General features: G+C 66.9%; 24 protein-coding genes. 10 read left to right on the forward strand and 14 right to left on the reverse strand.

From position 1 onward, the window contains the following. Positions 1-13: 13 nt before the first annotated feature. Positions 14-580: a hypothetical protein gene (locus ACFFGN_RS17830; RefSeq protein WP_380048899.1), complete on the forward strand. Its 567-nt coding sequence runs from the start codon at positions 14-16 to the stop codon at positions 578-580. A gap of 30 nt (positions 581-610) precedes the next feature. On the opposite strand, the gene ACFFGN_RS17835 is transcribed toward ACFFGN_RS17830, so the two are convergent. The 5 genes from ACFFGN_RS17835 to ACFFGN_RS17855 all read right to left on the reverse strand — a co-directional run bounded on the left by ACFFGN_RS17835 (position 611) and on the right by ACFFGN_RS17855 (position 8699). Continuing rightward, positions 611-2113 (reverse strand): DUF222 domain-containing protein, encoded by a 1503-nt coding sequence (locus ACFFGN_RS17835; protein WP_380048901.1) that lies wholly within the window; start codon positions 2111-2113, stop codon positions 611-613. Between the two features lie 38 nt (positions 2114-2151). Continuing rightward, positions 2152-2475 (reverse strand): aminotransferase class IV, encoded by a 324-nt coding sequence (locus ACFFGN_RS17840; RefSeq protein ID WP_380048903.1) that lies wholly within the window; start codon positions 2473-2475, stop codon positions 2152-2154. Positions 2476-2892: 417 nt separating this feature from the next. Further along, complete coding sequence (locus ACFFGN_RS17845; RefSeq protein WP_380048905.1) at positions 2893-4320, reverse strand: M28 family metallopeptidase; 1428 nt, start codon at positions 4318-4320, stop codon at positions 2893-2895. 100 nt (positions 4321-4420) lie between these two features. Continuing rightward, a complete protein-coding gene (locus ACFFGN_RS17850) occupies positions 4421-6442 on the reverse strand; it encodes a M4 family metallopeptidase (protein WP_380048907.1) in 2022 nt (673 codons plus the stop codon). A 274-nt stretch (positions 6443-6716) separates the two neighbouring features. Beyond that, entirely contained in the window at positions 6717-8699 is a 1983-nt protein-coding gene (locus ACFFGN_RS17855) for a thioredoxin domain-containing protein (RefSeq protein ID WP_380048909.1), read from the reverse strand. A gap of 810 nt (positions 8700-9509) precedes the next feature. Here ACFFGN_RS17855 and ACFFGN_RS17860 point away from each other — a divergent pair. Next, entirely contained in the window at positions 9510-9839 is a 330-nt protein-coding gene (locus tag ACFFGN_RS17860) for a hypothetical protein (protein ID WP_380048911.1), read from the forward strand. Between the two features lie 158 nt (positions 9840-9997). Here the strand turns inward: ACFFGN_RS17860 and ACFFGN_RS17865 are convergent, their stop codons facing one another. Next, entirely contained in the window at positions 9998-10483 is a 486-nt protein-coding gene (locus tag ACFFGN_RS17865; protein WP_380048913.1) for an RICIN domain-containing protein, read from the reverse strand. Between the two features lie 372 nt (positions 10484-10855). Between ACFFGN_RS17865 and ACFFGN_RS17870 the strand changes: the two genes are divergently transcribed. From ACFFGN_RS17870 to ACFFGN_RS17880, 3 genes are all read left to right on the forward strand, one after another. Beyond that, on the forward strand, positions 10856-11107 hold the full coding sequence (locus ACFFGN_RS17870; RefSeq protein WP_380048993.1) for a DUF899 family protein: 252 nt from the start codon (positions 10856-10858) through the stop codon (positions 11105-11107). A gap of 89 nt (positions 11108-11196) precedes the next feature. Further along, on the forward strand, positions 11197-11556 hold the full coding sequence (locus ACFFGN_RS17875) for a hypothetical protein (RefSeq protein ID WP_380048915.1): 360 nt from the start codon (positions 11197-11199) through the stop codon (positions 11554-11556). Positions 11557-11735: 179 nt separating this feature from the next. After that, positions 11736-12194 (forward strand): hypothetical protein, encoded by a 459-nt coding sequence (locus ACFFGN_RS17880; RefSeq protein ID WP_380048917.1) that lies wholly within the window; start codon positions 11736-11738, stop codon positions 12192-12194. Between the two features lie 235 nt (positions 12195-12429). Here ACFFGN_RS17880 and ACFFGN_RS17885 read toward each other — a convergent pair whose 3' ends face one another. The 4 genes from ACFFGN_RS17885 to mca form a co-directional block, all read right to left on the reverse strand. Next, complete coding sequence (locus tag ACFFGN_RS17885; RefSeq protein WP_380048919.1) at positions 12430-13812, reverse strand: cellulase family glycosylhydrolase; 1383 nt, start codon at positions 13810-13812, stop codon at positions 12430-12432. Between the two features lie 298 nt (positions 13813-14110). Further along, complete coding sequence (locus ACFFGN_RS17890) at positions 14111-15079, reverse strand: CopD family protein (protein WP_380048921.1); 969 nt, start codon at positions 15077-15079, stop codon at positions 14111-14113. A 96-nt stretch (positions 15080-15175) separates the two neighbouring features. Then, positions 15176-15433 (reverse strand): hypothetical protein, encoded by a 258-nt coding sequence (locus tag ACFFGN_RS17895; protein ID WP_380048923.1) that lies wholly within the window; start codon positions 15431-15433, stop codon positions 15176-15178. Positions 15434-15464: 31 nt separating this feature from the next. Further along, positions 15465-16328: a mycothiol conjugate amidase Mca gene (mca, locus tag ACFFGN_RS17900; RefSeq protein ID WP_380048925.1), complete on the reverse strand. Its 864-nt coding sequence runs from the start codon at positions 16326-16328 to the stop codon at positions 15465-15467. 35 nt (positions 16329-16363) lie between these two features. On the opposite strand from mca, the gene ACFFGN_RS17905 reads away from it, so the two are divergent. Both ACFFGN_RS17905 and greA read left to right on the forward strand, forming a co-directional pair. Continuing rightward, the gene (locus tag ACFFGN_RS17905) at positions 16364-16786 is read left to right on the forward strand and encodes a DUF4307 domain-containing protein (protein ID WP_380048927.1); all 423 of its coding nucleotides are present in this window, start codon (positions 16364-16366) and stop codon (positions 16784-16786) included. Between the two features lie 130 nt (positions 16787-16916). After that, the gene (greA, locus tag ACFFGN_RS17910) at positions 16917-17429 is read left to right on the forward strand and encodes a transcription elongation factor GreA (RefSeq protein WP_380048929.1); all 513 of its coding nucleotides are present in this window, start codon (positions 16917-16919) and stop codon (positions 17427-17429) included. 48 nt (positions 17430-17477) lie between these two features. On the opposite strand, the gene ACFFGN_RS17915 is transcribed toward greA, so the two are convergent. Both ACFFGN_RS17915 and ACFFGN_RS17920 read right to left on the reverse strand, forming a co-directional pair. After that, positions 17478-18314 carry an ABC transporter permease gene (locus ACFFGN_RS17915; protein WP_380048931.1) on the reverse strand — a complete coding sequence of 279 codons (837 nt, stop codon included), beginning with the start codon at positions 18312-18314 and terminating at the stop codon, positions 17478-17480. Further along, entirely contained in the window at positions 18311-19327 is a 1017-nt protein-coding gene (locus ACFFGN_RS17920; protein WP_380048933.1) for an ATP-binding cassette domain-containing protein, read from the reverse strand. The genes ACFFGN_RS17915 and ACFFGN_RS17920 overlap by 4 nt, the downstream gene beginning before the upstream one ends. 238 nt (positions 19328-19565) lie before the next feature. On the opposite strand from ACFFGN_RS17920, the gene ACFFGN_RS17925 reads away from it, so the two are divergent. Continuing rightward, positions 19566-20537, forward strand: coding sequence for an MFS transporter (locus tag ACFFGN_RS17925; protein ID WP_380048935.1), 972 nt, complete (start codon positions 19566-19568; stop codon positions 20535-20537). Between the two features lie 2 nt (positions 20538-20539). Continuing rightward, positions 20540-20869, forward strand: coding sequence for an MFS transporter (locus tag ACFFGN_RS17930; RefSeq protein WP_380048937.1), 330 nt, complete (start codon positions 20540-20542; stop codon positions 20867-20869). On the opposite strand, the gene ACFFGN_RS17935 is transcribed toward ACFFGN_RS17930, so the two are convergent. Next, a complete protein-coding gene (locus ACFFGN_RS17935) occupies positions 20819-21850 on the reverse strand; it encodes a hypothetical protein (RefSeq protein WP_380048939.1) in 1032 nt (343 codons plus the stop codon). The two genes, ACFFGN_RS17930 and ACFFGN_RS17935, sit on opposite strands and share 51 nt — an antisense overlap. Positions 21851-22013: 163 nt before the next feature. Next, positions 22014-23486, reverse strand: a complete 1473-nt coding sequence (locus tag ACFFGN_RS17940; RefSeq protein ID WP_380048941.1) for an MFS transporter — start codon at positions 23484-23486, stop codon at positions 22014-22016. Positions 23487-23573: 87 nt separating this feature from the next. On the opposite strand from ACFFGN_RS17940, the gene ACFFGN_RS17945 reads away from it, so the two are divergent. Next, a complete protein-coding gene (locus ACFFGN_RS17945) occupies positions 23574-24014 on the forward strand; it encodes a MarR family winged helix-turn-helix transcriptional regulator (RefSeq protein ID WP_380048943.1) in 441 nt (146 codons plus the stop codon). Positions 24015-24059 lie beyond the last annotated feature (45 nt).

Consider the following 24059-nt stretch of genomic DNA (forward strand, 5'->3'; position numbering starts at 1 on the left):
GTATGCATGGGGTGTGAAGATCCACCAGCCCATTCAGCACCGGCTCACCGCAGTCGCTTTGCTCGCCGGCCTCGCCCTGACCGGGTGTGGCGACGAGTCCGGCCCGGTTGGCGGCCCCGCGCAAACAGCGAGCCCTGCCCCGTCAGCCTCCCCCAGCGCAGAGCCCTCCCCCAGCACGACGGTCTCGCCCAGTACGTCGAGCAGCCCGTCGCCGACCGCGGACGCGCTGCCGCTCGTACTCACCCGTGACGGCGGTTTCGCCGGCTTCGCGGACCGGATCGCGATCGGCCCGGACGGCATCGCGGACGTGAGCACCCGCAGGGGCAAATCCCGCTGCCGAGTCGAGGCGGGGCTGCTGGCCACCATCAAGACGGCCGCAGCCAAGATCGATTGGTCCGCGCTGGAGTCGAAGCCTCCCACCGAGCAGCATCCCGACGACATGATCGTGGCCGTCGCGGCTCAGGGCGGTATCGCCCGCCTGGAGGACCCTCGCGTTCAGCCGCTCGAAGATCCCCTCGGGCAACTCCTGAAGGAGTCCTACCAGCCCGACATCAACCGCTCCCTCTGCAAGCCGGTCTGACGCCGAGAGCTGACAAAGCCGGACCAGGGCCTAGGCCGATTTGCTGTCTGGGTTCTCGGGTGAACCCGGAGGTCGGTCGGGTTCGTTCGGATCCGCTGATTCATCGGTGCTGAGCTCTCCGGTGTTGAGATCGATCTGGCCGAGGTAATGCGTGCCGATGTGGTCGACGCGATAGTGGGTTCCAAGCGGACTGGTCCACTCGACGCTGCCGTCGGGCAGGCGGAGGTAACGCCAGCCTCCGTGAGTTTTGGCGCGGTGAGGTAGGCGTGTGAGTGGTGCGAGGTTGGTCGTACTGGTTTGCCCTGGTGGCCCGTTCTTGTCGTACGGCGTGACGTGATCCAGGTCAGTGCGCAGGGTTGTTTCGCCAGTGGACCAAGGGAACACCGGCACGGGATAGCGCAGTTTCATCCACTCTCTGATGCGATGCGGCACTTCGTAGGCATCGACGCTGAGTTGTTCGCGCAAATCGATGATGGGCTTGACGACGATGCGGTGATGGCCGACCAGTTCGGCCAGCTGAGACACCAGAAGCGGCCCGAGTTCCTCGACGCGCATAACGCCGTCGCCGGTGGCGAGCGAGTAGTCGGTGAGATGCACGTAGATCGTCGTCTGCGGTGCCCGCCTACGGCTGTGGTAGTCGGCCCTCTGCCACGGCAGCAACATCTCGTCGTCGGCGATCACCGAACCATCGACGTCCCCGTCCACGTCCACATCCATGTCCGCATCCACCGCCCCAGCCGCATGGGCACGAGCACGAGCGCGAGTCCGAGCGTTATCCCGAAGGCTGAGCGCAGCCTCCGGATCAGCCAACAGCCCCAGAGCCTTCGCCCGCCGCTGCTGCAAACTGTCCGTGTCCCCGCAGAGCGCGTAGGCCTCCGCAAGCTCCTCCACCACGGCATCAAGCCGAATGGCGTCACCCGCAGCCGTACGAGCGATCACGGACTTGGTGCCGTGCTCGTTCGACCGACCGACCCACACACCACGCTGCCGGTCCAGGAACTCCGCATCGGCCTTCGCCTTGTCAGGATCGGCCTGCATCTTGGCAGCTGTGATGATCCGCCCCAGGCGCGTGGGCGTGACGGTATTGATAATGCCGTGAACGCGATCGTCCACAATCGCCGCCGCCGTCTGCGTCAGACTCAGACAGGCGCGAGCAAGCTGACGAGCACGCCAAGGTTCCGCCTTGCCAGCCAGAACCTGCGCAAAGGTCTTCGGAAAACGATGCCGCAGCGCAAGTGCCTCACCCAGGTAGGCCGAAGCGGCGCCAGGCGACATCCCCCACCGAGCGCCAAGCTCAAGCGGAGCGAATTCAGCAATAGCGGGGCAACCCTCACCGCCGTACACCCTCAGGCGTTCGATACCAGGAACTATCTCGCCGGCAGGCGGCGGTTCGATAGTCGCATTGAGGTCTGCATACCGCAGCGCCAGCAGCAGCAGCTGCGTTTCGCCCGCGGCAATCTGGGCGCGCACGTCGGCGCCGCCGGCCAGGACCTGGCCGGCGTCGAGATCCCCAACAGCAACGCTTTCGCACATGCCATGGAGGATATCGACCCAGCAACCCTCAAAACCCGTTATCCACAAGGCAATTCGAGCGGCTCAGCCCCATACGCCCGGTGCAGCAACTCCACAAACTCAAGTGCCTCCGGAAGCTCCAACGCCTCCATACGGCCCACAGCCACCCCTGGCGACCACGAGTTCATGACAACCGCACCAGTCAACGACGGCAGATCGGCGCGCGTAACCACTTCCTCCCGTTGCGGCACGCCAAGCCGCTCCAACTGTCGCCGGACGATCCCCATCGTCGTACCCACCAGCGTGTCGGCGTCCGGCCACACCACCCCCGAGCCGTCCCAAAAGGCCAAGTTCCAGATCGTAGCCTCAGTGAAACCGGCCACCCGGTCTACGGCTGAACGTCCCCAGTCAGCAACCGGACCCCCGAATACATGGTCGCGGTCAACGAAAGATCGGACGGCCCTGCCTCGATCGCCGACCGGAGGTGGTCGCGCACCTCCTCATCCGGCATCGCGCGCCCGAACAGCTCGAGCGATGCGCTCCGCAACGGGCCAGATGCAGCTCGAGCCCACGGACCCCCCCTCCCGCACCTGCATAGCGGTGAAGTGCGCGTAGCCGGCGAAAGCAAGCGTCCCGAGCCCTTTCACCGTCGCCGGCCGCCCGTTGCGCTCCACCACAAATGAGGTCATGCCCCAAGTCTGCCAAGCGCCCCGGGACAAAGAGCCGAAGTAAGCAAAAAAGACCGGCCTGGTACTGCCTGCGGGCGGCAGGCAGTACCAGGCCGGGAAAAAGCCCGAGGGCTAGTTGGTGGTGAGGGCCACGTCGTCGATGACGAAGCTGGTTTGCAGGGACGAGTCCTCCGCGCCCAGGAACTTCACCGTGACGGTTTTCCCCTTGTACTGCAGAACGTTGAACGTCTTCTGCACATACGTCGAGTTCTTGTTCAGGTTCGAGTACGTCGCCAGCGTGGTCGTGGTGGTTCCGTCCACGATCTGCACCTTGACCGTGTCGTACACCGTCGAAGTGGTCGTCTCACCCGAGTCGATGCGGATCCACAGCGACAGCGAGGCGGTGGTCGCGGTGGCCGGGATAGCCACGGACTGACCGATATTCTCCGTGCTGGTGCTGCCGTTGCCCATCAGCCAGGCCTTCCAGCTACCGGTGCGAGCCGGCTTGGAGGTGCTGCTGGTGACAACGCCGCTGGTACCGGTCCAGTTGACCGCGCCGGACTCGAAGCCCGGGTTCAGCAGCCGGTTCGTACCGGCCGGCGGCTCCGGGTCGGCGTAGTCCTTCTGCGCGTAGTTCCAGACCATGTGGCCGATCGCGTCGATGTTGCGGTCGAGCGCCGTCAGGCTCAGGTTGTTGATGTTGTCGCAGGCGCGGTGGTAGCACGGGTCGTAGGCCTGGCCCGCCGTACCGCCCCACTTGGTGGCCTGGGCGGAGGTCTTCGTGCCCTCGGCACCGGTGAACGTGCCCGCGGTCGCGATGCCCGAGGCGCGGAACGCCGCGTGGTCGGAGCGGCCCTGCACGTCGATGTACTCGGTCGCGATGTTCTTGCTGGTGAAGTACGCGGTGAGATCGTCGCGAGCGCCGTTGCCGGCCGGGTTGTCGTTGTAGACGAAGTAGCCCGGGTTCGGCGAGCCGATCATGTCGAAGTTGAGGTAGAGCCGCAGCTTGGCCTTCTCGGTGGCGGACAGCTGGCCGACGTAGTACTTCGAGCCGAGCAGGCCGATCTCCTCCGCACCCCAGAAGCCGAACCGCAGCCGGTTCCGCGGGGTCTGCCCGCTGGCCGCGTAAGCGAGGGCGACCTCGAGTACGCCGGCGCTACCGGTGCCGTTGTCGTTGATCCCCGCGCCGGAGCTGACGCTGTCCAGGTGCGCACCGGTCATCACGACGTGATTGGCGTCGCCGTGCGGCCATTCCGCGATCACGTTGTACGACGTACCGGCGGAGGTGGAGAACGACTGCAGGGTGGTGGTGTACCCGGCGGCGTCGAGCTTGGCCTTCACCCAGTCCGCGGAGGCCTTGTAACCGGGCCGGCCGGTGTAGCGGTTGCCCCCGTTGGCGGTGGCGATCTCCTGGAGCTTGTCCAGGTGCGCCTTGGTGTTGGTGACGGAGATGTCCGGCGACACGACGGCGGTCGCCGAGGACGGAGCAAGCAGCACGGTGGCGGCGGTCAGGCCGAGCGCACCGAGTCCGGTGGCCACCCGGATCAGGGACGTTCTCATAGCTGGTCCTCCTCGAACCTGGAACAAGACAAGAGTGCCCGGGGATGGGGCCTGGGCGGAGGCCCCACCCCCGGACACGGTCAAGCAGTTACCGGCTGGATCAGCCGGCCAGCAGCGACACGTCGTCGATGACGAAGCTGGTCTGCAGGGACACGTCCTCCGCGCCCAGGAACTTCACCGTGACGGTCTTGCCCTTGAACGCCGACACGTCGAACGTCTTCTGCGTGTAGGTGGTGTTCTTGTTCAGGTTCGAGTACGTCGCCAGCGTGGTCGTGGTGGAGCCGTCCACGATCTGCACCTTCAGCGTGTCGTACACGGTGGAGGCGGTGGTCTCCGCGGTGTCGATCCGCAGCCACAGCGACAGCGAGGCCGACGGTGCGGTGGCCGGGATGGCAACGGACTGACCGATGTTCTCGGTGCTGGTCCGGGCGTTGCCCATCAGCCACGCCTTCCAGCTACCGGTGCGAGCCGGCTTGGAGGTGCTGTTGGTGACCACGCCGCTGGTACCGGTCCAGTTGACCGCACCGGACTCGAAGCCCGGGTTCAGCAGCCGGTTCGTGCCGGTCGGCGGCTCGGGGTCGGTGCCGTCGCACTTGGCGACGCCGGCCGGAACCGAGATGCCGTTGAACGCGGCCTCGATGCCCTTGCACTGGGCGGACCCGGCGCCGTACAGCTCCTTGGCCGAGGTGATGGCGCCCTCACGAGCGTCCTTGTAGGTGCTGCCCGAGCTGAGCTTGGTGCTCAGCGTGCGGTACCAGACCTTGCCGACCACGTCGCGGCCGACACCGGTGATGGTGGCGCCGTTGCAGGCGGTGGAGGTGTGCGTGACGCCACCGAACACCTTGCTGCCGGTGCCCTCAGCGGCCAGGTAGGCCCAGTGGTTCAGCGGACCGGAGGAGTAGTGCGGGTCGGCGCCGCCGACCGAGGTGCTCCAGCAGTCGTAGCTCTTGCCGTCCTTGCTCGGCTTGTCCATCCAGCGCAGCGGCGTGCCGTTGCCCCGGATGTCGATCTTCTCGCCGATCAGGTAGTCGCCCGGGTCCGCGGTGTTGTTCGCGGAGAACTCGACCAGGGTGCCGAAGATGTCGGAGGTGGCCTCGTTCAGGCCGCCCGCGTCACCGAAGTAGTTCAGGTCGGCGGTGGCCTCGGTGACACCGTGGCTCATCTCGTGACCCGCGACGTCGATCGAGGTCAGCGGCTTGGCGTTGCCGGCTCCGTCGCCGTACGTCATCTGGGTACCGTCCCAGAAGGCGTTCACGTAGGCGTTGCCGTAGTGCACGCGGGACCGCGCACCGACGCCGTTGTTGAAGATGCCGTTCCGGCCGTGCACGTTCTTGAAGTAGTCCCAGGTCAGCTGGCTACCGTAGTGCGCGTCCACGCCGGCGGTCTGCCGGTTGGTCGGCGACCCGGTGCCCCAGGTGTCGTCCGCGTCGGTGAACAGCGTGCCGGTACCGGAGGTGCCACCGTTCAGGTCGGTGGTGTTGTTGCCACCGCGCGAGGTGTCCTTCATCTCGAAGTTCGTGCCGGGCTTCGAGGTACCGATGCCCACCTGGCCCGAGTACATCGAGTTGCCGTTACCGGTCCGGACGCGCTCGTTCTCGGCCAGCACGGCACCGGTCGCGGCGTCCACGTACGTGTGCAGCTGGGACGGGGTCTGGTCGGCCCGCACACCGGTGGTGATGACCTCGTACGCGAGACGCGGCTTGCCGTCGGCGGCAAAGATGACCAGGTCACCCTTGTTCGTCTTCGGGGCGTAGCCGGCTTCCTTCGCGCCCTTCGCCTCCGCCGCGGCCTCGGACAGCCGGGGCTTGACGGAGGCCACCGCGATCGACTTCGCGCCGCGGTTGTAGGTCACCTTGGAGATGGCGCCCTTCTCCCGGCGCACGATCAGGTCTCCGCCGAGAACCTTGAGGCCGTTGAAGGTACGGTCGTAACGAACGAACTCGGTGCCGTCGCGGTCCTTCAGCACGCTGCGGACCACGAGCTTCTCACCGCTACCCAGGTTGAGGGCTTCGGCGGTCTGCGCTGCGCGCTCCTGCTCGGCCTGGAGTGCGGCCTGCTGGACAACGCCGGCGTCGGGGAGTCCTGCGGTGGGCAGGCTCGCCCCAGCGGGCGCTACGGACATGCCCGCTGCTGCGACCACGACCACCGCCCCTACTGATGTCAGTCGTTTCAAGACAACATCTCCTCACGGTGTGGTCGCTGTTTGGGCGCAGCGACCGATAACAGATGGGGACGCCGGATGCATGACACAACGGTGCCACCGCGTAGATGTGACACCGTGTGTCATTACATGCGAGTTCTGTTACATCCGACTGAGGGAGGACTCTCTACCTCCGCGAGCCGTGAGTCAAGGGATTCCGCCGAAACAGCAGGGAAAACCTGCAATGATCGCGCTGTCAGCGCGGCGGGCCGACCAGCACCCGAAGGTCCTCCGGCAACACGACCGGCTGCTTACAGGTGAACTTCTCACAAACGTACGCCGCCGGACGCCCCTCCAGCAGGTCGCGCGCCTGCATCAGCGGTACGTCGCTCCCGGGCGATCCGCTCGCCAGCGGAGTCCCCCACTGGGCCTCGACCAAGGCGGTCCGGAGCAGCTCAGGCGATTCGCCCACGATGGCGATTTCCTGCGGACCGGAGGCGATCGTTTCGGCCACGGCCAGCCCACGCCCGGCGAAGCGCGCCGCGCGGGCGCCCAGTCCCGCGCACGCTGTCAGGGCCTGACCGGCGGCCACCTCGTGCCGAGCCGATCCGGTCACGCCGGCGTAAACCATCAGGGCCTCGGCCGCGAGCGAGACGCCGGCGGGACTCGCGTTGTCAGTCGGATCCTTCGGGCGCCAAACCAGCGCCTCGGCGTCGTCGGCGGTGTCGTAGAAGGTGCCATCGGCAACAAAGTGGTCGAGGACGCGATCGAGCAGTGCCTCGGCCACTCGCAGCCAGGCGGCATCACCGGTGATACCGAGTAGCACCAAGCACGCGTGCGCGAAGGCCGCGTAGTCCTCGAGTACGCCGTTCGCCTCGCCGCGTCGGCCGTCGCGTGACGTGCGGTAGAGACGGTCGCCGTCGAGATGCACCTCGCGCAGCAGGTTCGCCGCGTTCACCGCCGCGTCGACGTACGACGGCTCTTCGAGGATGACACCCGCGCGGGCCAGCGCCGAGATAGCCAGGCCGTTCCAGGCGGCAACCACCTTGTCGTCCCGGCCGGGCCTGGTCCGCTCGGCCCGGGCGTTCCGAAGCACCGTACGGGCGGCTTGCCAGCGGTCGGCGTCGTCCGGGTCTTGCAGGAGCTGCAGCACCGACGAGCCGTGCTCGAACGTTCCGGCCGGGGTGACCTCGCACAGGCGCATCACCCAAGCCGCTTCCTCCGGCCCGAGTACGGCGGTCAGCTCGGCCGGGGTCCATACGTAGAAGCGGCCTTCCTCCCCTTCGGTATCAGCGTCCAGCGCGGAGGCGAAACCACCTTCGGGCGTGCGCAGTTCCGCAAGCAGGAAGTCCGCCGTCTCGCGGGCGATGCGCCCGGCCAACGGCGAACCGTCGATGGCGAACCAGTTCGTGTAGACGTCGAGCAGCAACGCGTTGTCGTACAGCATCTTCTCGAAGTGCGGCACGATCCACTGGCCGTCCACGCTGTACCGCGCGAAGCCACCCGCCAGCTGGTCGTACATGCCGCCACGGGCCATCCGCTCACACGTCTTCGCCACCATCGTGAGCGCCTCCGCGGAGGTGGTCCGGCGGTGATGGCGCAGCAGGAAGTCGAGCACCATCGACGGCGGGAACTTCGGCGCTCCCCCGAACCCGGCGTCGATCGGATCGAAGTCCCGGCCGAGCTGGGTGACCGCCCGGTCCAGCAGTTCCTCGTCATAGCCCGCGCCGGCCGTACCGAGATCGCGCGCGGCCAGCTGGTCCACGATCGAGCCGCCGATCTCGGTGATCTGGGCCCGCTTGTTGCCCCAGGCATCGATCAGCGCGGCCAGGATCTGCTGGAACGAGGCCATGCCGGGACGGGGTTCCAGCGGGAAGTAGGTGCCGGCGAAGAACGGTTTGCCGTCCGGGGTGAGGAAACACGACATCGGCCAGCCACCTTGACCGGTCATCGCGACCGTGGCCTGCATATAGATGGCGTCCACGTCGGGCCGTTCCTCGCGGTCGACCTTGATACACACGAAGTGCTCGTTCAGGTACGCCGCGGTGGCCTCGTGCTCGAACGACTCGTGCGCCATCACGTGACACCAGTGGCAGGCCGAGTACCCGATCGAAAGAAACACCGGTACGTCGCGCTCGCGCGCCTCGGCGAACGCCTCCTCTCCCCAGAAGTGCCACTCCACCGGATTGTCCTGATGCTGCAAGAGATACGGGCTCGTAGCGTTCACCAGGCGGTTCATCGAAGTGTCACTCCGTTCCAGTGGTAGTTGCATCACTTTTGATGCATCAGGCACGTTGCGGGCTCAGATCTCAGTCGTCCGCGCACTGCTACCTGCCCGAGCTTAGCGAGGACGGTCGGGATGGCCATGCACTTCAGGACACCTTGCCATCACTGTCATAGCTGGCTTGAAGTATCCGGTCTGATTACTTGCGGGCATCGCTTGACAGTTCTGTCACGCGCGGTGCCGCAGTATCCGAAATGGTTACCTGGCAGGTTCTCATGACAGTGCCTGCGCGGACCCTGTCGCGAGGCCTTGCACATTTGGTCGCTGACCTGGAGCTGCGTCAACTCACCCTGGTCAGGATGGACGACCAAGCCCCGCCTCGCTGAGGAGGCGGGCTTCGAACTCCACCGAAGGTACTCGCCGGCCGGCTGCGCGAGGCAGGGTGGCTACTACCCACCGGGCAACGCGGGGTGTACGAGTTCGCCCCGGTGCGCACGCCGGACCCTACGGCCACCGCGACCCGTTCATCGACTTGCGGGCCGCAATGCTGGCTGGTCACGACTCAGCGACAGTTGCCCTGGGCAGCGCCCTGTGGCTCCACGGATTGGCCAAGCGGGCGCCGGTCAACGAACTGGACGAGGAACTACACCGGCGACCGACCACCGTGCGCCCACGACTTGCCTATCTACTCAGCGGCGACGCGCCGAAGACAGCGGACCTGCCGCAACCGACCAAACCAAACAACGTGACCTCTCCACGCGGTGTCCCGAGGGGGTACCGTCCGACCAAGCGATCCGCGACTACGGCCGAGCGCTGCGGCTCGCGTTGAAGACCGACACCCGGCTGGCCGCGGAGATCGTCAGGTCCTACGATCCCCGGATTACGCCGGAGCGCTATCCGTCGACCGCGGCGCACGGGCCCTGGCCGGCCGAAGTAACGACGCACGCCGACCACCACGCGCTGACCGTGCTCTTCGAGGTGAGCACGCGGCTCGCGGGCCCGGACTTACAGGTCCGGGCCCGCGAGCGGATGGCCGAGGTCCTGGCGGCCAGCGGTGATGCCAACTCCATCGTCATCACCTTCGACCGGCGGCGGGCCCACGAAGTGCTCGATGCCGGTTTGGTGCCGTCGGAGCCACAGCCGTTGATGTCGTAGCAGTACAGGGGATGGTCGTACGCTTTCGGTCGGTGTCGAGCACGACCAAGGACGGCCCGCACCAGGCGCCCGTCACTGGGACAGATGTCGTGGTGGGAGGTTTTCGTACTGTGATATGTGAGGACCGGTGAAGTGGGGGCGGTGGTAAGCGACTACCCCTAGAGCCAAGCCCACTTCTGGTGGTTGCCGCTGTTGCAGGTGTTGGGGTAGACAGTTCCCTGCGAGTTGCTGTCCAGGCACTTTCCGGTCGCGGCATTTCGGAACCGGTAACCGTCGTCAGTCTTTCGGTACCAAATCTGGTACAAGCCGCTGTTGCATACATGGGTATAGGCCGTGGTGGAGTTGGCATCGAGGCACCGCCCGTTGCTGTTGTTCTTAAACCTCCATGACTCTCCGTCCCAGATCAGGGTCCATCGCTGATTACTCGATGTGTTGCAAGTCGTGGTCGACACCGCAGCTGTACTCGTACCCTGAAGACAGCGGTTGGTCGCCTTATTCTTCATTTGCACAACGTCGGCTTGCGCCTCGAACCCGGATCCGCTGTCGGACTGGATCATTGTGTCGGTCGCGTTGGTCTGCGCGGCGGGTTCGGCTTGGGCCGAAGCTGTAACGCCGACCGTGACGATCATGCCGGTGAACAGCATTATTAAAGTTCTTCTTAGACGGTGCATTCATTCTCCTTGAGGGCGTGTCTTTGTTGGTGAATTGCTTGTAGCCGGTGGCGACGGTGGAGTTCGATTTGACGTGTCAGGGTCGCGACAGTACGAGATGTCGCCGACGTGTCTCTGCCCGTACCGCACCCGTACCCCGAGGTCGCGCGCCGCCGTGACTCCAAGATCGGCTTAGCACCAACTGGTGCTCGGAACAGTTCAGTCAACTAGCCCATCCCACTTGGGCGCCTAGCGTGAACCGCCCAGCGCATTCGGTCCGGGTATCGCCTCCTCAGAGGGACCGGACGGGACGATCAGCCTGCTCGACCTGTCGGAGGGCAGGCCGCAGTTGTGATGCACCACTTCATGTTCGGCCCGGACTGGGGAGAGGGCTGCTCGAGATGTTCCTCCGCCGCCGACGGGATCGGCAGACTGCGTCAACTGCACGTCCGCAACACCACACTCGTGGCCGTGTCGCGGGCGACATACTCCAAACTCCGGCCCTGCGGTACGGGTGTTGTACGGGCAGGAAGACGTCGGCCACAACTCCTACCGTTGCGACGACATCAGCGGGCGGGTGCAACCCGGCTCGAGGTATCTCTCTTGGAGGATCGATGAAAACACGCGTTCTGAGGACCGTGGTGGGGCTGGCAGCGGTGCTGGGTAGCTCGCTGGTCGCAAGTCCGGCGCAGGCGGATGATGGTCCGGTGTCCGTTCGCGTCTACACCCAGGGATCCTCGGGCAGTGGCGGGATCGCAAAGACGTCTGTCAACTTCCTCAGCCAGACGGATATCCACTACAGCAACCTCACGGTGCGCGACGTGTGTCCCGGTGACAACCTTCCGGTACGCGTCTACGTCAAGGTGGTGTTCAGAGACGGAACTTCCGAAAATGACCTCGCTGGTTCGGACACCAACGGCTGCGGCTCCGATGGCACCAACCTAGGGGACTTCAGGACTGACTCCCCTTTCGCGCAGGTGGCGAAGGCAGGCCTGAGGGTTTGTGTCTACAACTCGGCTGGCAACCAGCGGTGCGCGGAATCGCTCCGGTCGAACCCTTACCTCTGAGCGTCCTGACAAACCCAGGTGACTTGGGCTGAGCCAAGAGTCGACGACAGCGACGACTCCCACCGACCCCACGGTACGGGTGTTGTACGGGAAGTGAGACGTCGGCGACGACTCCTACCGTTGCGACGACATCAGCGGGCGGGTGCAAGCCGGCTCGAGGCATCTCTCTTGGAGGATCGATGAAAACACGCGTTCTGAGGACCGTGGTGGGGCTCGCAGCGGTGCTGGGTAGCTTGCTGGTCGCAAGTCCGGCGCAGGCGACCAACGGTCCGGCGTCCGCTCGCGTCTACACCGAAGGATCTTCCGGCAGTGGTGGGCTAGCCACCGCGTCTCTCACCTTCGTCAACGCCTCGGACGTCACCTTCCGCAACGTTACCGTGCGCGACGTGTGTCCCGGTGATAACCGTCCGGTGAAGGTCTACATCAGGCTGGTGAGCACCCTGGGACACACCTCGTCTCGCTACGTGGGATCGGACACCAACGGCTGCGGCTCCGACGGCACCAATTTCGGGACCGTCTACGGCACTGCAGGCTTCACCGTGGCAAAGGCAGGCCTGACGGTGTGCCTCTACACGTCCACTCCCGGCCAGGAGAAGTGCGTGAACGGCGCGGTCAGAGACAACCAGCACGTCGGCTGACAAACCGTAGGCAACTCGGGCCGCCCCTGGATCCGGCGACAGCGGCACTCGCGTCATGCTGCCTGAGTGACGACGCCAGTGTGAGCTGCTTCGTCATTCAGGCAGCCTTGAGGACTAGTGCCGGAGTCTCGCAGGCCGACCTGGCCGCCAGCGGACGCACTGCTGCCGCGGAGGGCATGGCCCCCGCGGCAGCAGTTTCCAGCGATCCAGATCAGATCATGCGGTGCGGTACGAATCAGCTCGTCGGAAAGTTGTCCGGCGTGACGATCCGGCTACGGACAAACGCACCCGACTGGGACAGCTGCGTCGTGCCGTAGTTCGTACCGGCACACGTACCCGGCTTGAACGCGGCGCTGCTTTCGTTCGCGTCCGAGTAGGTCCAGTTGACGTGGCTGATCTTCAGCGAGTCGAGCAGATCGAGCCACGTCGTCGAGCTGGCGATGTCGACCGAGCCGCCACCGGTCGCGCTGGTGGTGCCCCACTCCGAGACGAATAGGGGGAGCTTCGTCGCCGCGTTACGGACCTCGGCGCGGTAGTTGTCGCGGTGCGACGCCGCGTAGAAGTGGAACGCGTACATGATGTTCGCATAGTTGAGCGGGCTGGTCACGATCTCCGCCGACGTGGACCCGTTCGAGACACCGAGCGATGACCAGCCACGCGTGCCGACGATGATGATGGCGTCCGGGTCGGCCGCCTTGATGATCGGGATGACCGCGTTCGCGTAGGTGCGGATCTGCTCCCACGTGACGCCGTTCGGCTCGTTCGCGATCTCGTAGATGACGTTCTTCTTCGCCGCGTTACGGGTGGCAACGTTCCGGAAGAATGTCTTCGCGTTCTCCAGGTTGACGTTGGGGTCACCCGGGGTCAGCGTGTGGAAGTCGATGATCGCGTACATGCCACGCTGCTCGACCTGGTCGACGAGGTTGTTCACCTGTGCAGTGAAGCCTGCCGGGTTGGTCGTGTAGCCATCCTCGTTCACGTACATCGCGATACGGAAGACGTCAGCCTTCCAGTCGTCCGCGACGGTGTCGAGCGAGTTGGTGTTGTAGCAGGACGGGAACCACTGCAGGCCGTGCGTGCTGACGCCGCGGAGCTGGATCGGCTTGCCGTACTGATTGCAGAGGTTGACGCCGCACACGCGCAGCTGACCGTTGATACCCACCGGGGTGCCCGTCGTGGGCGGGGTCGGCCTCGGTGTGGGCGTCGACGAGCCGGTGCAGGCGACTCCGTTGACCGTGAAACTCGTCGGGATCGGGTTGGACCCGCTCCATGAGCCGTTGAAGCCGAAGCTCGTCGTAGCGCCCGTCGCGAGCGAGCTGTTGTGGCCCATGCTCTTCGCGGCGACGACGTCGCCCGACTGTGTGACCGTGGCGTTCCAGATCTGCGAGACGCGCTGGCCGGACGCGAAGGTCCAGCCCACGGTCCAGCCGTTCAGGTTGTCGCCGAGGTTGGTGAGCGTGACGTTGGCGCCGAAGCCGCCGCCCCACTGGTTCGTGATGGCGTAGTCGACCTTGCAGCCGGCAGCGGCCTGAGCTGACGTGGCGGTGATCGCGCTGATCCCCGTCGTCGCCAGCAGACCCGCCGACAGCAAGGCAACCGCCCAAGTACGCAGAGACATGCTTCTCCTCGTTGTGATCATGGGTGCCGGGCGTCCCAGTGCCTTGGGCTCCAGTGCCCTAGTGGTCCCTTCGGGGTCGTCCGGTCACGAGTCGACGATGAGTGGTAGCGGCTCGCATCACCAGGCTCTTAAAGGCTTAGGAAATGCACACGACGGAGTCGCGGGAATCGAGGGCGCGTTCGCCGAGCGCGGCGTACCGCCGACCGTCCAGCATCTCTGCGACGGCGAGGTGTCCAGACTCTACGAACGCGCCCGGACGGACACATCGCCTGGCGGGCGACGACCTGCCCGGGACCGGCTAGCCCAGGGGTGTGTGGGCCATCGCGACGGACAGCCCGATGGCGATGGCCATGACGAACAGCTCGACGCCGACGAGCCGCCAGAAAGTGGAACCGGCGTCCGTGCGGGTCTTGATCACCTGGCGCCGGTGCCACCAGCCGCCGGCGATGAGCAATACGAAGGCGACGGTTTTCGCCAGCAGCAACGCGCCGTACCCACCACTGAAGAGGCGGCCGTCGACCACCGACTGGCGGAACAACCCGGTCAGCAGGCCACTGAGCAGTACCGCGACGGCTCCGACCAGCGCGACCTGGCCGAACCGGCGCAGCACGGTCGGCAGACCCACCGTGCTACCGCGGCCGTAGCGGACCACGCCCGCGAGACCGCCGATCCAGGCCGTCGCCGCGAACACGTGCACCGCGAGGCCGAGCGTGGCCGGAACAACGCCCGATTCGTCGCGCGGGAAGGCGGTCAGCAACGGCGGCAGCATCGCCGCGATGGCCAGTAACCCGGCGGTGAGGTTGTGCGGTGAGGTACGGATCCGCCGTGCCGTACCGGCGATCAGCGCGGCCAGAACGGCGGTCAGCAACAGCGCCTGGATCTCGGGCAACTTCGCGGCGGCGCCCAACCGGCTGAACAGCAAGGTGAAGGAGACGCCGAGGATGTCGGCGCCGATGGCGAGTGCGCCCAGCAGAGCCGACAGCGCCCAGACGACCGCGGCGAGGCGGGTGTCACGGACCGCGCGCTGACCTTGTACGCCGATGGGGCCGCCGTCGGTGCGGAGCAGGTACAGCACGCTCAGCAAGGACCCGGCGCAACCGATGGTGGCGAGGTCGATGAGCAGACTCGCCAGCGGCGAGGTCCACGCGACGACGAGGCCGCCGCTGGTCAGGCTCAGACCGGGATCAGTGGGCGCCGCACCACTCGCGAACAAACCAACCAGCGTCGCGACGACCGCCAGCGCGACCGCGGCGGTGCCGCCGAGCACCACACGGCCGGGTAACCGGTGGCGCGGACCGGAAGGGCCCGTCACCACGCGTTGCCGATCGCGGTGCCACGGTTGACCACGCGCTCACTATAGGAGTCAGTCGGGCTTGCGCTCTGTAGCTGTCTCGCTGCCGTCCGCCGTGTCGGCCGGCTGGGCCGGATCCGCGGGCTCCACGGGAGCGTTGGCGCGCTCGTCGCGGGGCAGGTCGAAGTTGATCTTCTTCATCTGCTTGCCCATGTTGCGCCACAGCAGGAAGGTCGCGCCGCCGAGCGCGATGATGATCAACAGCGCCACCCAGCCGGGCTTGACGGTGTTGGGGTCGATCTCGCCCATCGGGGCCAATACAGCGATCACGCGTTCAGTCTCTCATCATCTCGAGGGCGGTTCAGCGCAGCCCGGCGAACAGGTCGTTCTCCGGCAGCACCGGCTCGATCACACTGCGGGCCAGCTCGTAGTCCTCGGTCGGCCAGGCCGCCTGGTGTACGTCCAGCGGGCAGGCGAACCAGGGGCCTTCGGGATCGATCTGGGTCGCGTGCGCGAGCAGGGCCTGGTCCCGCAGGGCGAAGTACTCCGCACACGGCACCCGGGTGGTGATGCGCCGCTCGTTCTCCGGATCCGGCTTCCAGTCCTTGAGGCGTTCCTCGTACGGCGACTCGAGGCCGCGCCGCAGCATCTCGTCGTGCAGCGCCTTCGTCCGCTCGCGGTGGAACGTGTGGTGGTAGTACAACTTCAGCGGCTGCCACGGTTCACCCAGTCCCGGGTACGCGTCGGGATCGCCCGCGGCCTCGAACGCCGCCACGGTGATCTGGTGGCACATCACGTGATCCGGGTGCGGGTATCCCCCGTTCTCGTCGTACGTCGTGACGACCTGCGGGCGGAACTCGCGGATCAGCTTCACCAGCGGAGCGGCGGCGTCCTCCACCTTCAGCGCGGCGAAACAGCCGTCCGGCAACGGCGGCAGCGGATCGCCCTCGGGAAAGCCCGAGTCGATCCAGCCGAGCCACTCCTGCCGGATGCCGAGGATCTCGCGGGCCCGGTCCATCTCCTGCCGGCGGATCTCGCTGATGTTCTCGAGTACGTCCGGGCGGTCCATGGCCGGGTTCAGGATCGACCCGCGCTCGCCGCCGGTACAGGTGGCGACCATCACGTCGACACCCTCGGCGACGTACTTCGCCGTGGACGCGGCACCCTTGCTCGACTCGTCGTCGGGGTGGGCGTGGACATGCAGCAGACGGAGTTTCTCGGTCACAAGAGACAATGGTCCCCGAAGCCCAAGGAGACCGCGTGACCGACCCTGTTACTGACCATCTCGACGCCCGCTACGGCCGGGTCCGCCGTGCCGGCCGCCGGTCGCTGCTGCTCGCGCTGGGCGGCCTGCTGGTGCTGGCCGGACTGGCGTGGCTGGTCTGGGTGGCGGTGCTGCATTCGACTCCCCCGGTGGCCTCCCGGCTGATCGGCTTCGAGATCGTCTCGCCGAGCGCGGCCAAGGCCACCATCGAGGTCGAGCGGTCCGACGATGTCACCGCCGCGGCCTGCCGGGTACAGGCGAAGGCGCCGGACTTCTCCGTGGTCGGTGAGGTGACCGTGAACGTGGCGGCAGGCGGCCCTCAACGGCAGATGCTGACCGCCGATGTCACCACACAGCGTGCGGCCACCGCGGTGGTCCTGATCGGCTGTACGACGCCTGGCTCGGATCGCCCGCGCTGAACCGGTTCAGCCCCGCTGCTCCTGGTAGGCTCGATGGATTGGTCGCCGTCGACGACGGCGGCCAGAGGCATTTCAGATGGTCATGAACCCGGCCATCCGATTCACCACGACGAACCACGAGGAGCAGCCCATGACGCAGAAGATTGGTGAGGAGAGCGTTGTCTGGCTGACACCGGAAGCCCACGAACGGCTGAAGTCCGAGCTCGAGTACCTGAGTGGTCCGGCCCGCGCCGAACTCGCCGCCAAGATCGGCGAGGCCCGCGACGAGGGCGACCTGAAGGAGAACGGTGGCTACCACGCCGCCAAGGACGAGCAGGGCAAGGCCGAGGCGCGCATCCGCCAGCTGGAGGACATGCTGCGGCGCGCCCGGGTCGGCGAGACGCCGAAAGCCGGTGGTGTGGTCGAGCCGGGCATGAAGGTGTCCATCACCTTCGCCGGCGATGACGAGGTGGAGACCTTCCTGCTCGGCTCGCGCGAACTGCTCGCGCTGGACGACTCGGTCGACATCGACGTGTACTCACCGCAGTCTCCGCTGGGGGCGGCCATTCTCGGCAAGAAGAAGGGCGAGAAGGCGGTCTACCAGGCGCCGAACGGCAAGGACGTGACGGTCAAGATCGTCGCGGCGGTGCCGTTCACGGGCTGACGCTTGAGCAAGAGGCCCCGCCACGGATCGTGGCGGGGCCTCCCTTTTTTATCGAGCCGTTGTACTGCGGTACTTCCGGACGGCCAGTGGTGCGAAGACGCCGATGATGACCGCACACCACAGCAGACTGAGCAGCACCGGATGCCGGGCCGGGAAGCTGTCCGGGCTGGCGAACGGCGACGGATTGCCGAACAGATGCCGGCAGGCCGCGACGATCGAGGAGATCGGGTTCCACTCCGCGACCGGCTGCAGCACGCTCGGCAGGTTCGGCGTGGGCACGAAGGCGTTCGAGAGGAACGTCAACGGGAACAGCCAGATCAGCCCGGCCGACGCGGCCACCTCGGGCCCACCGACGGACAGCCCGATCACGGCACCGACCCACAGCATCGCGAAGGCGAACAGCAGCAGGATCGCGAACGCGGCAAGGGCGTTCAGGAATCCCTCGTGCCAGCGCCAGCCGACGATGAACCCGCAGATCACCATCACCAGCATCACGAACGCGTTGAAGACCAGGTCACCGATCACCCGGCCGGAGATCACCGCGGAACGCGCCATCGGCAACGAGCGGAACCGGTCGATCAGGCCCTTCGACATGTCGTCGGCCAGCCCGACACTGGCCGACGCGACCGCGAAGGCCATCGTCTGGGCGAAGATGCCCGACATCAGGAACTCCCGATACGCCTGCGCACCGGGAAATCCCGGGATCGGGATCGCGTTGCCGAAGACGTACGCGAACAGCAGCACGAACATGATCGGCTGGATCGTCGCGTAGATCAGCATGTCCGGCGTGCGCGGAATGCGCTTGAGGTTGCGCCAGGCCAGCACGGCGCCGTCGGACAGCGCGCGGCCGATCGGGCTCACCCGGGTGGCTTGCTCTTGGCTCATTTGGTCTCCTCCTTCGCGCCACGGCCGGTGCCGGCATCCGCGCTGGTCAGTTCCTCGGCGCCATGGCCGGTCAGGCTCAGGAACACGTCGTCAAGGGTCGGGCGGCGCAGGCCGATGTCGGAAATGCGAATGCCCGCACCATCGAGGGTGCGGATGACCTCGACCAGGGCCGTCGATCCACCGGGCGCGGGCACGGTGATCCGCCGGGTGTGCTTGTCCAGTGAGGTGGCCTCCGGGTCGCTGATCTCCAGCGCCGCGGTGAGTAGCTCCAGGCCGCGATAGATCTCGTCGGGTTCGGCGATCACCACCTCGATCCGCTCGCCGCCGACCTTCGCCTTCAGCTCATCCGCCGTACCGCGGGCGATGACCGAGCCCTGGTCCACCACCGCGATCGTGTCGGCGAGTTCGTCCGCCTCTTCGAGGTACTGCGTGGTGAGCAGGATCGTCACCCCCTCGCTGACCCGGTCGCGAATGATCTTCCACAGGTCGAGCCGGCTGCGCGGGTCGAGACCGGTGGTCGGCTCGTCCAGGAACAGCACCTTCGGATGCGCGATCAGCGAACCGGCCAGGTCGAGCCGCCGCCGCATACCCCCGGAGTACGTCTTGAGGATGCGATCGGCCGCCTCGGTCAGATCGAACACCTCCAGCAGCTCGTCGGCCCGCTGCTTGGCCCGACGGCTGTCGAGCTGGTAGAGCCGGCCGAACATCCAGAGGTTCTCCCTGCCGGTCAGGAGCTCGTCGACCGCCGCATACTGCCCGGAAAGGCCGATCAGCCCGCGAACGATGTCGGCCTCTTTGACCACGTCATGGCCGAGGACGCGCGCGCTGCCCTCGTCCGGTTCCATCAAGGTGGTGAGCACCCGGACCGCCGTGGTCTTACCCGCGCCGTTCGGCCCGAGCAGCCCCAGGACCGTGCCCTCGGCCACCTCCAGGTCGATGCCCTTCAGCGCCTTCACCGTGGCCGTACGCGATCGGAACGTCTTCACGAGGCCGGTCGCCTCGATGGCAGCCATCCAGCCGCCTCCTTCGCTTCAGTTGACACGTGACGCGACTCACTATGTGCCCCCACCTTTATATAAGTCAAACCTATTACTACCCACCCCCGTCAACCCCGCGTGTCACCGTTCATCGGACGCTTGTGACGCGGCGTGTCGCCGTTCATCGGACGCTTGTGCCGAAGTTGAGCCACTGAGGCTCAACTTTCTTGCCATTGAGTGGACAGGGCTCAAGTTTGCGATTTAGCGTGCCGGAATGACGGTTGAGGCCCGGCGGCGCGGCATTCTCAGAGATCCGGATTTCCGGCGGTTCTGGACCGCGGACCTGCTGAGCCAGCTCGGGATCCGTCTCGGCATGCTCGCCGTACCGCTGCTGGCCGTGCTCGAGCTGACCGCCTCTGCCTTCGAGGTTTCGCTGCTCCGCGCGTTCGAGACGGCCGCGTGGCTCCTGATCGGGTTGTTCGCCGGCGCGTGGATGGACCGGATCCGGTGCAAGCCGGTGATGATCACGGCCGACCTCGCCCGGGCCGCGTTCTTCGCGTCGGTTCCGGTGGCCGCCGCCTTCGGCGTACTGACTTTGGCCCAGTTGTACGTCGTGCTGTTCCTGGCCGGGGTGATGACCGTCTTGTTCGACGTGGCCCACAGCACGTACTTGCCGCGACTGGTCGACCGCGAGGACCTGGTCGCGGGCAACGCGAAGCTGGCGGCGAACCACTCGGTCGGAGCGGTCGCGGGCCAGGGCATCGGCGGCTACCTCGTGCAGTGGTTCACCGCGCCCGCGGCCATCGGGTTGAACGCGCTCGGCTTCGTCTGGTCCGCGCTGTGGCTCCGGTCGATCCGCGCGGTCGAGGCCCGGCCGGTTCCGGCGGAGCAGCCGCACCTGCGCCGGGAGATCGGCGCCGGCCTGCGATTCGTCGTACGGCATCCGCTGCTGCGGCCGATCGCACTGACCAGCGCCACCACGATGCTGTTCCAGGCGGCGAACAACGCGATCATCGTGGTCTTCCTGGTCCGCGAACTCGGCCTGTCCGCGGGCAAGATCGGCCTGCTCGGCATGATCGGGCTACTCGGTGCTTTGGTCGCGGCCGCGGCGACCGAGCGGATCAGCCGACGGGTCGGGCACGCCCGGGCGATGTGGATCACGGCGTTGACGAACGGGCTCGGGTTTTGCTGGTCCCGCTGGCGGAGCCGGGATGGCGGCTCGGCTTCTACGTACTGGGCACTCTGATCGTGAGCTTCAGCATCATCGTGCTCTACATCCTGCAGGCCAGCGCGCGGCAACTGCTTTGCCCGGCGGGGCTGAACGGCCGCGTCAGCGCGACGATGAGCTTCGTGGCCTGGGGCGCGATGCCTGTCGGTAGCGTGCTGGGCGGAGTCCTGGCGACGGTGGCCGGACTCCGCCCAGCACTGTGGATCACGGCCGGCGCCATCATGCTCAGCGCCGGCTGGCTGCTGTTCTCGCCGTACCGGCGACTTCGGGATTTGCCGGAAGGCAGCGTGAAACCGGATTCAGTCGGAGACGATCTGCGCGGTGCCGACCAGCACCTCGACGTCCAATGAGGCCCGGCCGCGGCCGATCTCGACGTCCTTGCTCTGGCCGCTGACCGCGCCGGTCCAGCTGACCTTGCCCAGCTGAGCCTCGGTGTGGACCTTGACGTCGGACCCGCGCCGCAGGTTCACGGTCGCCGCGCCCGATTCCACCCGGACCCGCGAACGGCCCTTCGTGATCTGCGCGTCCAGCGTCGCCGAACCAGCCTGCACGAGCAGGTCGATCGGCCCGTCCACGTCGGTCACCTTCGCCGTCCCCGCGGTCACCCGGACCTTGGTCAGCCCCGGCACCCGCTCGGCGGAGACGCTGCCGCCGGTGACCTCGACCTCGACGTTCAGGCTCGGGTTCACCCGGATTTGCAGCTCCTTGGCGAAGCCGTTCATGTGCGACTTGAGATCGCCGACCGAACGCGTGCGCAGCATCGTGAACCCGTCCAGCGAGACGCCCATATCGCCTTCGCTGTTGATCGCGAGGGTGTCGCCGTCGCGCTTGATCTGGTGCGGGCCGTCGACCGCGACACCGTTGATGGCCGGTTCGCCGATCAGCCGCACGCGGCGACCGACCGCGCGAATCGTGACCCGCTGTACGCCGGCCGGCGCCGGCAGCTGCGAGTGCTCGACTTCGGGCTCGTCCTCGACCGACCCAGTGCTCTCCGAGGTTGTCGGGACCTCAGCGGGCTCAGCGGGCTCGGGGGCCGGCGGGGTGTCCTGGGGCCGCTCGGGGGCCGCGGTGTCCACGGAAGCCGCGGCGACCGCCTGAGCCCAGACGTCGTCCTCGGCCGGCTCGGCCGCGGCGGGCTCCGGCGTGACGGGCTCCGCGGCGGCGGCCTCCGCGGCGGGTGGAGGTGTAGCGGGGGAAGTTGTTGCGGCCAGGAGGATGGCGGCTTCCTCGCTGGACAGCGTGCCGGCGGCGACCCGGTCGAGAAGGTCCTTCACCTTGCGGTCGCGTTCGGTGGGGTCCTGGGGGCCTGTGCCTGCGTTCTGCTCACTCATACCCCCAGTCGACCACCCGGAGCGGTGCAAACCAATCGGGGAAGGCCCTGAACTGCCCCAGAACACCCGGATCCGGGTCACGGGGAGTAAACCGTGACCCGGATCCGCCGTACCGGGCCCCTCCGCCCGGAGTCTGCGACCAGCCGAAATCAGCCAGCGAAGATCAGGCCGCCGGGGTCAGGTCCTCGGCCAGGCTGTTCTCGAGTTCCGCGACCTCAGCCTCGGTGGCGCGGCGCTTGAGGTAGCCGGTGATGCCGACCAGCAGGCCGAGCACCGAGATCCCGGTGATGACCACCAGTGCCGGCTTGTACGCCGCGAGCATGTCCGCCGGCACGGTGACGCCACGGGACTGCGCGGTGATCACGGCGGTCGCGACAGCCAGTACGACGGCTCCGCCGAGCTGGTTCGACGTGTTGAACAGGCCCGAGGCGAGCCCTTGCTCGTGATCCGCAACGCCGTTCGTGGCCTGGATGTTCAGCGCCGGGAAGGTGATCGCGAAGCCGAGGCCGATCAGCACGATGGTCGGCAGCACGGTCGCGTAGTAGTCCGAGACCGGGCCGATCCGCAGCGCCAGGGCGTAGCCGGTGACGAAGAAGGCCATCCCGATCACGACCATGCGCTCGGTGCCGATCCGGTCGGCGATCCTGCCCGCGTTCGGCGACAGGAAGGCGACCAGCAGGCCGGCCGGCAGGAAGCCGAGCGCGGTCTCGAACGACGACCAGCCGAGCAGGTTCTGCAGGTAGAGCGTCGCGATGAACTGGAACGCCACATACGCGCCGAAAACGGTCATGATGGCGAGGTTCGCGCGCCGCAGGTTGGCGCTGCGCAGAATGCCGAGGCGGACCAGCGGGTGCTTGGAGCGGCGCTCGATCACGACGAACGCGGCGAGCAGAGCGGCGGCCGCGACGAACAGGCCGATCGTCTGGACCGAGGCCCAGCCAGCGTGCTCGGCGCCGACCACGGCGTACACCAGGGTCAGCATGCCCGCGGTGACGGTCACCGCACCCGGTACGTCGTACCCGCCGGCGGTCTCGTCACGCGGGCTGTTCGGGATCACCTTCAGGGCGAACAGGAACACGATCAAGGCGACCGGGCCCGGGCTCAGGAAGGTCCAGCGCCAGCCGACCTCGGTCAGCAGGCCGCCGAGGATCAGGCCCATCGAGAAGCCGCTGGCGGCGCAGGTGGTGAAGATGCCGAGGGCGCGGTTGCGGTGCGGGCCCTCGGGGAACGTGGTGGTGAGGATGGACAGCGCGGCCGGAGCGGTGAACGCGGCGGCGATGCCCTTGATGAACCGCGCGGCGACGAGCAGTTCGGGGCTGGTGGCCAGCGAGCTCAGCATCGAGACCACGGCGAACACCGCGAGCGCGATCAGCAGCACCTTGCGACGGCCGAGCAGGTCCGCGGTACGGCCACCGAGCAGCAGCAGACCGCCGTAGCCGAGCACATAACCGGTGACCACCCATTGCAGGGAGGACAACGGAACGCCGAGATCGGCGCCGATCGAGGGAAGGGACATGCCGACCATGGACACGTCCAGGCCGTCAAGGAAGATCACGCCGCAGACCACCAGGAGCACGCCCCACAGGCGGGCGTCCCAGGCCGGGCGAGTCGATGGCACAGGGGTTGCTAACGTCATGCGGAGCAGCATTGCATGCGCACGCATTTAATGTCTAGGCATTAATTGCACTTGCATTGAATGCGTCTGCATGATAACGTCGGGCTCATGGCCGTCTCAGAGGTCGGCACCCAGACCGCCCACACCGAGTCCCCGCAGGACGTGCGCGAGTGGCGCGAGCTACTGGCCCGGCATGCCGATATGAGCTGCGTGCTCGAGCGTGAGCTTCAGGCCGCGCACCAGCTGGGCATGAGTGAGTTCGAAGTCCTCGAGCGGCTGGCCGAGATCCCCGAGCACTCCGGCAAGGTGCAGAAGCTCGCGGGCGCGGTCCATCTCTCCCAGAGCGCCCTGTCCCGGGTGATCAGCCGGCTGGAGATCGCCGGTCTGGTCGAGCGCAAGATCTGCCCCGAGGACCGGCGCGCGGTGAACGTACTGATCACCGAGGCCGGTCTGCAGCGGCACGCCGAGGCCCAGCCGACCCAGCGCCGCGTGCTCGCCGAGCGCCTGCACGCGCCCGTGCTCAAGTCCTGCGGTTGGGCTGAGGAGTAGCCACTCCCCCACGGCACCTTCCAGCATGCAGCCACGTCCCCGCGA

The sequence above is a fragment of the Kribbella deserti genome (assembly GCF_042434725.1).
In the GTDB taxonomy this organism is placed as follows: Bacteria; Actinomycetota; Actinomycetes; order Propionibacteriales; family Kribbellaceae; genus Kribbella; species Kribbella deserti.